Raw genomic sequence first — 12,703 nt, forward strand, 5'->3', positions numbered from 1 at the left:
ATAGTTGATGGGAATTGGCCCATCAAATCCTTACCAGCCGCGCCCCTGAGCATTGGCCACCTTACGCCCGACCGTCCGATTGAGGTGCTTGTCGTATGCCTTCAGCGCGGACGTGACCGCACTATGGATCTGGCCGGCAACGCCTTCCTGAGCACCACGCGCATCGATATTGACGTGCATCGACGACGTCGTCTCATAGACGGGCGCCCCAGATCGAGCCGAGTCCTTATCAGCCTGCGCAATCGCCGCATTCTGCCCGATGACAGCTTGGTTCTGACCGATGGGCGAACCACGGAAACTCACGGGGATGCTGCGCCCGTCCGGCAGCGGCACGGCAGCCTCGATCCCTGCCTCGGCAAAGATGGACGGCCGATCCGAAATCCCACCGCTGGCGAACCGGGGAAGGTTGAGCGGACCACCAGGCGTCGCAATGCCGCCATCTGCGAAGAGGTTGGCACCGCCACCGAAAACGGAGTTGACGAACAATCCAAGGATCTTGCCGAGGAGGCCGCCGGCGGCTGCACCACCGGCACCGCCGAATTTGCTGCCGAGCATGGAGCCAAGGCCCATCAACGATCCGGACATATCACCGAAGCCCTTGCTGGCGTCGTCCAGCGCCGGCGCGGTCTTGTCCGCCGCAACGGTCAAACCGTTCATGGATCGGGACATCGTGTCGAACTTCTGCGCCATCTCAATCGGTTGAAGGGGTAGCACGGCCGACGGCGACGGTGGCAGCGCTGACGATTGCCCCATGATCGCAGTCGCTCCGGGGACGTTGGCGAGCGGATTCACCTGAGCGCCCCCGCCCAACTGCGAGAAGTACCGCAGCGTGTTGACGCGACCGGCGTAGTTGTGGCCAGCGCCAGGATTGCGAGGCGTAAAGCCCTGTGGCTGCTCAAAAAACATCTGAGCACGCGCCAGATCCTCTGGCGTTTGTGCAGACGCGACCATGCTGCTTTCCGGGCGACGGCGCAGCTCGGCGAGCGCCGCATCCGCCTGCTGCTGCCAGCCCTTGCCGCGCATATCGAGGCGGCCAAGGTTGTGGCCGAACAGGCCGTACCCCTGGCCACTGTCGTGCCAAACGCTGGCGTCGAATTCGGACTCGTTCGCGGCCGCTCCAGTCAGCATCAGCGCCTCGTTGCGAGACGCGCCGCGGGCCAGGAGATGCTGATACATCGCCAGCGGACTGGCGTCGGCACCGCGCTTGATCGAGTCCAGAGGGCCCGTGTACGGGTTGTTCAACGCGCCCACGCCCGATGCGCCCGCAACGGGCCCTCGGACGGCACCGCTGCCGCCATAGGCCACTCCACCCCCACCATAGGTCACGCCATCCAGCCCGGGCACCGCACCTGTCGGTGTGTACGGCGGCGGCAGAGGCGAGCTGGTGACGGAGCCCGGCTTGCCGATGCCAAGGAGGCCGCCGAGACCATCGGATCCCGACAAGGTCACGTGCAACGGATTGCCGGCAGTTCCGTCCGGCCCGCCCTTGCTGAACATCGGCCCCAAAAGCCCGCCGAGCGGGCCACCTTCCTTGCCGAAGAGGCCCCTCGTCAGGTCGTCAAGGCCGCGGTCCATCATCGTGTTGCCGAGCTTGCCGAGCACGCCGCGCAGGATGTCCTTGCCGGATTTTCGCTCGGCGATGCCGTGCGCAACGTCGCCGGCGAGGCTTCGGAAATTGCCGCGGACGGCGTCCGCGTCCTGGACCAGCCGCTGTTGTGCCTTGCTGGCGTCCTCCGAGCGCTGAGCGTAATTGCCCATGCCGGTGGCAAGGTCGAGGTACTTGCGACGCAGCTCGTCGGTGACGTTGATGCCGTCGCGCTGAGCGGCGTTGACGAGCTTTTGGAACTCGACCGCCCGTGTCACCTCGCCGGTGGACTTGCCCCAGGTGGCAATCTGAACGTCCAACAGAGCATTCTGCTCGGCCAAGAGCCGGTTGCCGTCCGCGAGCGGGCCTAGCGTGGCCTCGCGGATCCGCGCCGCCCGTTCCAGTTCCTCGGCCTGCCCAAGTGTCGCGAGGGCGCCGGGAAACTCTCGATTCTCTCGCCGCAAATCCCGAAAGCGGGTGTCAATCTCGGCAAGCTGGCGTTGCAGCGGCGACAGGCCGACTTGGGCGGCCGCATCGCGAGCGCGCCGAAGCACGTCATCCGCACTGTCGCCGGCGCGCTTGTTCAGGCCGGCCTGGGCCCTGTCGAACAGGGCCTTGTTGCGCAAAACCTCATCGCCGCCCATGGCCGCCGCGTTGGCGGCGCGGTAGGCGTCGGCGAGCTTCACCAACTCGGTGCGGGTGTCGGGGATGAGCCCCTGCAGCGTCGACATAGCATCGGCGGACTTCAGGAGGGCACGGTCCAGGGCCTCCTTTCGCAGCTTTTCGATCGGGCTGACCAAGCCAAGGAGCTTGTAATCAGCCTCCGTCGCCTTGTCGCCGAGAAGGCGCAGGCCAGCCGCGCTCTTCTCCGCGTTCTCACCGGCCAGGATGAGCGCGGCGCCAAGCTTGTCGACGTCCCCGAGGAAGCCGGCCAGCTCGGCCCGGCGCCCGACAAGAATGTCCATAAACTCGCGGCCGGCCTCTGGGGCGCCTCCGTCCCGCAACTGCTTCATGGTCCCAAGCAGGGCGTTCAAATCCTCGCGGTTCCGCCGCATCGTTGGCGTCAGATTTTCCGGAGTCATGGCGGCGGCACGATTGAGTGCCGCCACCAACGACTGCATCCGAGTGATCTCGGGGCCGAAGGCCTTGCGCGCATCCTCCAGCGCCCTGGTGCTGGCGATGAGATCCTGCTGCAACGATACCCGGCTCGGACGGGCCGCCATGGCCATCATGGCCGCCTGCTGGCCCCCGGCCTTCTCGAAGGCATCGCCGAGGGCGCGCAGATGCGCCTCCTGCAATGCCAAGGCCTCGGTGGCCCGCTCTGCGCCGCTCTTGGACGAGCTGAAAAAGTTGATGGCCACGCCGGCTAGCGTGGTGAAGCCCACGATCGCCAGATTCATCGGCGAGATCAGGCTCGTCAGCGTCGCACTCAGCCCGGCCATGCCACCGCCGCCGGCGGCGAGCGCCTCGAGGAATTGTGGCACCTGCTGGCTTGCAACCGTCGCCAGTCCTTGGCCCGCCGATAGGCCGCCGATTGCATCCCGGAATGCGGCGTTGCCCATCTGCGCCGCCATCCGCGCATCGCCGGCGCCGTGCAATGCATCCGTGCCGGCACGCTCGGCGGCGGCAAGCTGACTACGGGCAGTGTAGGCCTCCTCGAGGCGCCGGCGGTAAAGCGCGAGCGTGGCGTTGGCCTGATCCTGAGTCGTCACGCCGTGGCGGAATGCCATAGCTGTGGTGCGCTCGGCCGCCGCGATCTTCGCGTTCATCGCGATGACAGGGTCGGCAGCAGCGACAAGGCGGGCGTAATCGCGCGAAAGACGGTTTACGTTCTCGGCGAGGCGAACCGTCGGTGCCATAGCCCGCTCGCGGGCGGCCGTGAGTTTCTCGTGGACTTCGATGTCCCTGGTGGCGGCTCGCTCGGAGGCCCGCAATGCAGCGATCGCCTCGGCCGTTCCAGCCTTGGTGCCACGGGCGTCAACGACGAGTTCGACAACGACTTGTTCGGACAATTGATTTTGTCTTCCTTATAAAAAAGTGATGCCGTTGGCCCTAAAAAAGTGATGCCGTTGGCCCTAAAAAAGTGATGCCGTTGGCCCATGGCCTCGTGGCATAGCTACCGCCATCTTCGCCGGCCGCGGCCCGGGCGATCGCCATCGCTGTTGCCACCGCCCCGTCAATCCGGTCCCGGCTCTTGCCCTTGTGGAACTGCATGTTGCCGGACTTGTCGGTTTCGACTGCGATGTTCTCGAAGTGCCACCGCAAAATGGGGTGCCCACCGTGCCGGAAGCGGCCGCCGACAATGGCGCGCTCCAGCTCCTTCACGGCTGGGGCCATCGTCTGCCAGCCCTGACGGAACTCAACGGCCGGGTAGCCGTCTTCGCTGAGATTGTTCAGCGAGTTCCTCGCCAAATGCGGGTCAAAGGCGATTTCCCGAACGTCGAATTCGGCGCACAGGGCGCGCACCTTGTCTTCAACGGCACGGAAGTCGACGACATTGCCGGCCGTGGGGGTAATGAGGCCCTCGGTCGTCCAGCGAGGGTAGGGGACGCCGTCGCGTTCAGCGCGTGCCCGCAGGTTGTCGGCGGGACAGAAGAACCAAGGCCGTACGACATAGCCGTCATCACCGTCGTGCCACGCGGCAACGATGACAGTCAGGTCGGCATTGCTCGACAAATCCACACCAAGCCAGCATGGCCGGCCCTTGAGGGCGGACAGGTCGACATGGGCATTGCCGGCGTCGTAGACGGCCATCTCGACAAAGGGCGAGGCCGAATGGTCCAGCCAGACGTTGAGGTGATACTGCCGGAAGGCCTCGCGCTCGGACGGGCGGCCCTCCGCCTCTCTAGCCTCGGCTCGCAGCGCCTTCAGATCGGGATAGCCGAACGCGAGACCGGGGTTGGCGGTGTGCCAAACAGATTCGTCACGCCAATCCGCGTCAGCCGGCGTCTCGAACAGAATGGGCAGGAACGACGGATCGTCAAACGTGCCGCTGGCGACCTGCCGGGCATACTCGAGCATATCGGCGGCGAGATTCTCGCGCCCACGTCCGGCTGTGGTGGTGACGATATGGAGCGAGCCGGCCGACTTGGACAAGCCAGTCTTCAGGGCGTCCCACAGGTCTCGTTTCTTCCAGGAATGCAGCTCGTCCGACAGGACGAAGTTCGGCGTGCGCCCGTGCTGCGTCGCGCCGTCGCTCGAGACGGCCTCATATGTCGCCCCAGCCGTCGGGTATTGGATTCGATAGGTGCTAGGCAGCAGCTTCAGCCGGCCCGCCACGCCCTTGGTGGCCCTAACGATGCCGAGCGCCTCATCAAAGGCGATTGCAGCCTGTTTCTGATCGGCCGCAGCAGACACCACTTGCCCGTGCGGGATGCGCTCTGGCCCGAAGGTGTGGAGACAAGCCAGACCGGCGCCCAGGGCTGTCTTTCGATTTCCGCGCGGAATCAGGGCGAAGACGGTTCGAACCTGTCTTTGCCCGTCGGCGTCGACCGGGCCGTAGATGCGGCGGACAATGCGCTCCTGCCATCTGTCGAGCTGGAACGCTCGCCCTTGAAGGGTAGATTTCGGGTGCGTCAGGTTGCGAAGGAATTGCACGGCCCGTTCGCCGTGGCCAAGCGGATCGGGAATCGGGGAATTATCCGAAACCCAATGCGGATAGACGCTCGTCATCGTTCTCCGGAGGCGGGCCCATTTTCGCCCTGCTTGTCGGCGTCAAGCCGAGTTCGGCAGCCAGCCGGCGGGCTGCCTCGATTGATTCTTTCAAGGTCACGACCTCGGGGCGCCGCTTCATGTCGCCACCGGGGGTGACCATCGTCATGCCGAGTTGGGCGATGACCTCTTCGCACTCGCGGATCCTCGCCACTGTCAGGCAGTAGCTCTCGGCGAGTCCAAGCTCGTGCTCAGCGAGGATTCGGCGCGAAACCAGTGCGGGCATCACGCGCCGCCACTCGGCTTTCGCGTGTTTCGGCAGCCAGGACGGCGCCTTTGGCACGGTGGCCAAGGCCGACGCGATGGGCTCCACCTGCCGCTTGTCGCCCTTCATGGTCGAAAATCCCAATCTGGCGTTTTCCCGCAGGAAGGTCCCCCACGGTCCGCCCCCCCAGGCCAAAAGTTCGCGACCCGCCCGGGCGCCCTGGCCCGACCGAGGCCGCCATCGGCGGTGACCGTCTTCCGGCTGTGGCATGAATGACACAGCCACCGGAGGTTGCTTCGATCGTTGGTGCCGCCAGCCCTCAGGGCGACGGCGTGGTCGAGGTGGAAGCCCTTGGCCCACGGCCGGCCGCAGTTGCAGCAGGGTCCTCTCGGCGTGTCGGCGCGCACCGCGTCCCAACTCGAGTCGTATCCGCGCCATCGAGCGCTCGGGCGGTTGTCTTTGTGGCATGCGCAGCGTGCGCCGGCCGCGATGACGCGCCCGCATCCGCAGACGCGCCCGCCTTTCATCGGCATGGAGATGTCCTGTGAAATGAGGGGGGCGGCACAACTGCCGCCCCATAGTGGCCTTGCGGGATTAAACCGTTTGGAGCAAACGGCGCCCGGCATCCCGCTTCGTTCAAGGGACTGGCCTCGTCGCCCCCGGAGTGCGGCGCCGTACCGATTATGCGGCTGGCCGGCGGAGGGCGTTGCCCTTCACTGCCACGGCCCCAGCCGCGATGGAGGTGCCGCCTGCCTTGGTCAGGGCGAGGCGTACATAACGTTTGAAGCCGCGGTAGCCGAGCTTATAGGCACTCGACGCCGCCAGGGTGGCGGGTGCGTTCGAGTCTACGGAGGCGGCCGGGGCGTCGGTGAAGTCGGCAGTCTGATCGGTGTCGGATTCTTGGAGCTTCGCCCCGAAATCACCAGCACCGGCAATGGCGCCGGTGTTGAGGATGAAGGCAACGCTCTCGTAGCCCTGTCGGTCAATGGCAGGGCCCTGAACCGCAGCGGCCTGGACCGCAGGGTCGAGGGCAGGGGCGGTAGCGATGTTGTGAGCGATGTCACGCATTGGTGCTGCTAGTCCTTCACGAGGTAGCGCAAGTGATCTTGCGAAGCGCGGCTGGCTGAACCACCGCACCGCCGACGCGACGCGTGGCGTGGATGCGGGTGATGCCGTTCGTCGCGAGGATGTACGGGTTGACCAAGACCGAGAGGGCAAGCCGGTCGACAATGCGGTAGGCCGTCGCGATGTCGCCGAACAGGATCGGCGTGGCGCCCGCACCGATGTCGGGCATGTCAACCGCTTCAACCACCGGACGACCGAGGATCGTCTCGGGCTGACCCGCGGTGTATGCCGGCTGCCAGAGGAAGTTGCCCTGGCCGTCCTTGAGCTTGCGGATCGCCGCGAGCGTGCGGCCGTTCATCAACCAGGTGCCGCGAGCGCGGTAGGCCGCCGGCAGCGCGTACATGGCCGTAACGAGGAGGTCCGCCGGCGCGGAGCCGAGCGTCGCGACGTTACCGGTCGGGGTGTAGCCGACGCCGGCAGCGACCAGGATGCCTTCCGGAGCGAGCGGGCCGGTGCCTGACACGAAGGCAGCGCCCTCTTTTTGTCCGAAATCCTCTGCGAGCGCGAGACGCACCTCGGCCTCGGCGACGCCGGCGCTATCGGCAAGAAGCTGATTCGAGATGTCGACGAAGGTGTTGACCTCGCGAACCGGGATTTCGGTCTGCCCAAAGGCGGGCTCGCTCCCATCCTGTGCCTGAGTCTCGCCCTTCCATTTCGCATTCGTGACGCCGGTTCGACGCGGATAGGAGACACTCGGCGCGGAGGTGTTGCGCACCGTGGCCAGGGCGCGGATCGGCGAGAACTCGACGAGATCGCGAATGAATTCGCCGGACATCTCAGCCGGAGCGAGATAGCCCCCCTGCGGATCCGATGACACGGTGAGGGCCTTCAATTCATCAGCTGGGGCGGCGGGGCCGTAGCGCAGATAGGCGCCGAACGCCTTGGTCTCGACAGCCCTCGTGTCGTCGGCCTTGGCCATGCCACCTCCAGGGCGATTAGCCTTGACCTCCAGGGCATCAATGCGGGTGCGCATGCCGTCGAGTTCGTTGGCTTTCGTCTCGAGCGAGTCGATGCGTGCCGTCAGGTCGACGGCGGTTTCAGTTTCGTTCACGTTGGACGAATCCTTGAAATTAGTGATGCGAGCGCCGGCATGGGCGGGCACCGCGACAATGGAAATTTCGAGCAAATCGAGTGATTTAATCGTACGGCCGCCGCCCTTGCGGGGCGACGACACCTTGGTTTGGAAGCCGATCGACAGGCCGGTGATGGCGCCCGATCGGATAAGCGCGTGAACCTCACGCGCCCGGGCTACGTCGTCGACAAGGAGTCGGCCCTTGACTTGCAGTCCGGTGTCGGTGACTGCGATGTTGTTCCACACGCCGACGACTTCGGCCTGATCGTGGGCGAACAGCATGGGCAGATTGCCCGTTGGTGAGAACGCCGTCGGCTCGATGACGTCGTCAACTCGATCGGGCGAGCCGAAGGGCCATGCCGTGCCCTCGATTACGCCCGCCTCGTCGGTGAGCGTGAATTTGGTTTCGAAATGCAGGCGGTCAATCAAGCCGCGATTGTCTCCGGTTGGGGTGGTGAGTTGTCGTTTGCCGGCGCAGGCGCGCCAGCCGTCGCGTTCAGTCCGTCGCCACCTTGAACAGGCGGGAAGTTCTCGAGCGCGCGAACTTCGTTCGGCGTCATCCACGGGCCGCCAGCAGCCTGCTGGTAGGCGGCAAATCGGGCCGTCAGGTTGGCCTTGGTCAGAGCCGCCGGGTCGAACTCGATGACGAATTCGGCCTGTTCCGTCGGCGTCAGGATTGCCCGCGTGAGCGCCCCCTGCCACTGCAAGAGCCAAGGCATTAGCGTGTAGTCGAGGAAGGCTTGCCCCATCTCGGCGGCGTTCGACCAGGTGGCGCGCCCCAATTCGGACAGAAGGTGCGGCGGCACGCGAAAAGCACGGCTGATTTCCTCGACGGCGAAGCGGCGCAGCTCCAGGAACTGCATGTCGACCGAGCTATACGAGAGTGGCGTGAAGCTGATGCTCTTATCGAAGACGGCCGTCCGCCCTATGCCACCACCCTTCGGGGTGAAGCCGTCGTGCCACGATTCGGAAACTCGCTGAATCACCGCCGGCGTGACGATTCCATCTACCGACAAGATGCCGCTTGGCCGCCCGCCGTTGCCGAGGAGCATGGCACTGTGGGCCTCGAGGGCCAATGCCACGCCGATTGCCTCGCGGGCCTGGACGATGGGGGCCACGCCAACGACTCCATCAAGACTCGTGGCCTTGATGTGGACGACGTCCGCGGCGCTGTAGTCTCTGGTTCCGCCGCCCTGCTGCGCGATGGAGTAGGTCGGCTCGCCCGTAGCGGCGTCCGCCGTTACTGTAACGGCGCCGGGGGGCATGCGGATGATTTCATGCACCTTGCCGTTGACGCGGTTGACGAAGCCATAGCCGTTGCCGCGCAACAGCACATCCGTCTGCAACTGGTTGCGAAGATCGTAGCTTGATGACCAGCCGTTCGGCGCCGCGTTCAGGAGCGCATAGGCCGGATGATCAAGCGCCAGTTCCCGCGCCGTGCCGGCCTTGCGATAAATGTGAAGAGGCAAGCTCGCCAGCGACTCGGCGATGGTGCGCACCGCGGCCGAGACAGCGGTGCAGGCCATGGCCGTCTCAGGGCTGACGGTCGTACCGGCCCTGGTGGTCACGCCCCCCAAGAAGATTTGGAACAGCGCCGAGTCCTGGGTGGCAAGGGACGACTTGCGCGTCAGGAATTGTTTGAGGCGTTCAAGCATGGGCGCGCGCCAGCAGGTGGGCGATTTCGCCGACGATGGGCGGTATCGCTTGGTCCGTCGCAGTCAGGCGCCGCATGCCCGATGGGGTGCAGAGCTTCGAGTCGACGTCGGCGGCAATGGCACTCAGGTCGAGCACGGCTACGGCGTCGGCTGGCCTGAACGACTCGTGTCCCGTGACGACGGTCGCGTTCTCGCCATCAATGACGGCCCACGCCCGTCCATTATTCGGCGGGGCAGGGCCGGCGAAGAGCTTGATAGTGATCGCCGCCGCCCGGCGTGGTGGGAAGCCGAGGGACAGCAGTCGGCCCAGCACGGCGGCCCGGACGACGTCATCACGGCTGAAATGGTGGCTGCTGCCTGGACCGGCCGCACGGACGGTTGGCTCAATCACGTGTCGGTCAATGCACACTTGAAATTGAATTAGGTCAAAGCTGGCAGCCTCGGCGGCTGCGGCAGTCGCATAGAGTGTTGCCATAACGAACAAAACTTACATTTGTGGCCTTCTCGGCCGATGAAAACGCGTTAGCCACGGTTTATGGCTCTTACTTTAGATAGTATCACCCATGGCATGGGTGGGCATGAACGTGAGCATGACCGATTCATCTCGGACACAATTTCTGCTCTTATATTAAGAGTAGCACGCTAGGGCTCTGTGGGCTCCAACGTGGGCTCTAGCGATGTGGTGGACGCACTTTCTATTCATACTATGAGTATACAACTATAGGACTCCCTGGACTCCCACGTGGACTCCCAGGTAAATGTCAGTCTGTTCGGTTGCCGGTAGAGTTGCGATGTCTTTGGCGACGGCCATGGACAATTTGTCGCCCTTTGCCGCTTATGCGACGAGCACCAGCGATACTCCCGGTGCCGTCATGCCATGCGCCTGCCGCGCCATTCGCACGGGCGGGCGAGGGGAGACTCCATACTGGCGGAATCCGCCAGCATGCCGAACGTCGGCGACTGATACTGGAAACGTTACCAGTGAGTCGACCTGCTCCATCCGGCATCGCTGCTCCGCCACGCCGCTCGGCAACGGTCGACCGAGTTCATATTGTCCACGTGGACAGTATGTCGCTCGGGTCGGACAGGGTGGTTTTTTCTAACCACCCCAAGCTCCGGACACCGGACATTTCGGACACCCCTATAGGGGTGTGTCCGGACATGTCCATTTGTCCGGACAAAAATGCTTCAATTTATCTTTGTCCGGACATGTCCGGACAAATGTCCGGAGCCGAGTCGGCTACCCATACCCACTGTCCGACCTTCTGGATTGTCCCGGCATCCATCAGGGCCGTCTTGGCGCGGGCAAACCTCTTCCGGAGCGTCTCCTCCTTCGCGCCGTCTTCGCCGGCGTCGAAGTAAGCTGCCCGCCACGCTTCCTCGGTCACGGCACTGACGGCGTCAGGAAAGTGATCGCCCTGCGGTTGAACGCCTTGATCGGCAATCGCGGTCAACAGCGCGTCGAAGGCCACCGTCTCGTGTTTCCGTCGGCCGGACGTCAGGCCTGAGAAGCCGTCCGATGGGGCACCCCTCTCGGCCTGTCCGGACATTTGTCCGGACAGAGGCACGACAACCGGTGCGGTGGTGGGCTCTTCGCCCTCCGTCTCGCCCACCACCACCGACTCGAACGAGCATGAAAGGATGTGCCCGTCACCCCCATCGTTGGCGCCGTCGCAAGCCAGCGTGAACGTCTTGCCCTTCTTCGAGATGATGAACGAGGCGTCGACCGCGCCGTCGAGGTCGATCGCGCCTTTGCCGCGTTCCTCGTTCCATGGGGTGTGGTGGATGGCTGTCAGGTGCGCACGGGTCTTTTGCCGGATCTCATCAACGGCCTGAATATACGCGCCCATGTCCTTGTTGTTGTTCTGGTCACCTGCCCCGAACGTGCGCGACAGGGTGTCGATGATGACCCACACGCACGGCATGTCGGCCTTCTCTTCCGCCCATTTGATTGCGCAGATGATGTCCTTGGCGTCCTGGAGCCCCCGAGTCATGTTGACCCGCCCGCCCATGACGAGCAATGGCAGGCCCCGCACTCCGTGATGTCGACGGAACGCCAGCATCCTCCTCTCGGTCAGTTCCTTACGCTCGGCCGCGAAATAGACAACGAGCCCTTGTGTTACCCGGCGTCCGTGCCAATCCTTCCCCGCCGCCACATGGCAGGCCGCGTCGGTGAGGATGACGCTCTTGCCCGAGCCCGGCTTGCCGACGACGACAGTGAACTCGTTCACGCCCAATACGCCGCGGATGATTGTCTCCTTCGGCCTGAACTCCTCGATGTCATCGAACCATGTGAGGTCGAATCGATCTGGCGTCGCCGGCGTCTCGGGCTGATTGTCGTTGGCTGCGGCAAGTTCCTGCCTGGCGAGCGGCTCCATCTTGACGGCAAGGCGTTGCGCCATGGCGTCCAGTTCGCGTTGGCTTCGGAAGGTCATCCGGCCACCCTCCGCGCCAACTCGCTCGCAGCTCGCCGAGCCACCGTGGCGGCGAATTCGTCGTCATCCATATCGACGCCGACTCGCTCGCTGCCCTCACTGGCGGCGTTCAAATAGTCGACCCAATCCGTCGCCGGGTTCGTCCACACCCGCTCAACGAGGTCGTCAGCGTGTTCTGGATCCTCCGCCACGAGGAAGCTCGCGCGTTGCAACATCGGCATGGCGCACCAGCGCAAGGGAACGACGCCGCGACATCCGCCCTGGAGCCAACTCTCCGGCGTGCGATGCACCGTCAATGGCTCATCCGAAGCGCCGATGGCGTCTTCATTGACGAAGCCGGCCGCGCCGGTGACGACGCCCCAGGAGCGCTCGTCGGCCTTGTCGATGGCAAGGATGTCGATGACTTCGCCGTTCCGATGGAGAGGGAACACAATCGCCTTGCTGAGGCATGTCGGACAGGGGCGGAACGTTGATGGAAATGGAAAGCCAAGGCAGCCCATGAAATAACCGCGCATGGTTCCGATGTGCGTGACGGCACGAACCATGTCGATGTCATAGCCGCAATGGTCGAGCCACGCATCAACACCACCCTCATGCACTTGCCGTTGGCAAATACCTAGGGCCGCCTCCGGCGGGGGAAAATTGTCGTCGTCTATACTGAACGGCTCAAAATTATTTTGTGACGCATATGAGATATGCGTTGACATTTCGCATGTCACGCTCTAAACTACTCCAATATTTGAGAATTAACTCGCCCGCCTGGATTGCCGTCCAGTGCGGGCTTTTCCTTGCCCGCCGCAGGTCGAGTTTGATTGATGGAGCCGTGAAACCACGGCAACGATTGCCAATGAAATACCGGGAACAAATCGGGATAATCACGGACGATCGCAAACGATAAGTGATTGAAATAAATTA

Annotated in this window: 10 protein-coding genes; 1 reads left to right on the forward strand and 9 read right to left on the reverse strand. The window is 64.1% G+C overall.

What is annotated here, in order from left to right:
* Positions 1-30 precede the first annotated feature (30 nt).
* From AC27L4_RS20810 to AC27L4_RS20840, 7 genes are read right to left on the reverse strand one after another with little or no spacing between them, the layout of a single operon-like run.
* Positions 31-3,597, reverse strand: a complete 3,567-nt coding sequence (locus AC27L4_RS20810; protein ID WP_487144269.1) for a hypothetical protein — start codon at positions 3,595-3,597, stop codon at positions 31-33.
* Positions 3,598-3,637: 40 nt separating this feature from the next.
* Complete coding sequence (locus tag AC27L4_RS20815) at positions 3,638-5,257, reverse strand: terminase large subunit (protein ID WP_487144270.1); 1,620 nt, start codon at positions 5,255-5,257, stop codon at positions 3,638-3,640.
* Positions 5,223-5,630, reverse strand: coding sequence for a phage terminase small subunit P27 family (locus AC27L4_RS20820; protein WP_487144271.1), 408 nt, complete (start codon positions 5,628-5,630; stop codon positions 5,223-5,225). The genes AC27L4_RS20815 and AC27L4_RS20820 overlap by 35 nt, the downstream gene beginning before the upstream one ends.
* On the reverse strand, positions 5,627-6,127 hold the full coding sequence (locus AC27L4_RS20825) for an HNH endonuclease (RefSeq protein ID WP_487144272.1): 501 nt from the start codon (positions 6,125-6,127) through the stop codon (positions 5,627-5,629). Before AC27L4_RS20825 ends, AC27L4_RS20820 begins: the two co-directional genes overlap by 4 nt.
* A gap of 55 nt (positions 6,128-6,182) precedes the next feature.
* The gene (locus tag AC27L4_RS20830) at positions 6,183-6,569 is read right to left on the reverse strand and encodes a hypothetical protein (protein WP_487144273.1); all 387 of its coding nucleotides are present in this window, start codon (positions 6,567-6,569) and stop codon (positions 6,183-6,185) included.
* Between the two features lie 16 nt (positions 6,570-6,585).
* The gene (locus AC27L4_RS20835; RefSeq protein ID WP_487144274.1) at positions 6,586-8,127 is read right to left on the reverse strand and encodes a phage major capsid protein; all 1,542 of its coding nucleotides are present in this window, start codon (positions 8,125-8,127) and stop codon (positions 6,586-6,588) included.
* Complete coding sequence (locus AC27L4_RS20840) at positions 8,124-9,353, reverse strand: phage portal protein (RefSeq protein WP_487144275.1); 1,230 nt, start codon at positions 9,351-9,353, stop codon at positions 8,124-8,126. Before AC27L4_RS20840 ends, AC27L4_RS20835 begins: the two co-directional genes overlap by 4 nt.
* Between AC27L4_RS20840 and AC27L4_RS20845 the strand changes: the two genes are divergently transcribed.
* The gene (locus tag AC27L4_RS20845; protein WP_487144276.1) at positions 9,352-9,777 is read left to right on the forward strand and encodes a hypothetical protein; all 426 of its coding nucleotides are present in this window, start codon (positions 9,352-9,354) and stop codon (positions 9,775-9,777) included. The two genes, AC27L4_RS20840 and AC27L4_RS20845, sit on opposite strands and share 2 nt — an antisense overlap.
* A gap of 769 nt (positions 9,778-10,546) precedes the next feature.
* On the opposite strand, the gene AC27L4_RS20850 is transcribed toward AC27L4_RS20845, so the two are convergent.
* Together AC27L4_RS20850 and AC27L4_RS20855 are read right to left on the reverse strand one after the other, a co-directional pair.
* Positions 10,547-11,788 carry an AAA family ATPase gene (locus tag AC27L4_RS20850; RefSeq protein ID WP_487144277.1) on the reverse strand — a complete coding sequence of 414 codons (1,242 nt, stop codon included), beginning with the start codon at positions 11,786-11,788 and terminating at the stop codon, positions 10,547-10,549.
* Complete coding sequence (locus tag AC27L4_RS20855) at positions 11,785-12,495, reverse strand: hypothetical protein (RefSeq protein WP_487144278.1); 711 nt, start codon at positions 12,493-12,495, stop codon at positions 11,785-11,787. Before AC27L4_RS20855 ends, AC27L4_RS20850 begins: the two co-directional genes overlap by 4 nt.
* Positions 12,496-12,703 lie beyond the last annotated feature (208 nt).

The organism is Labrys sp. Lb11 (genome assembly GCF_057554225.1).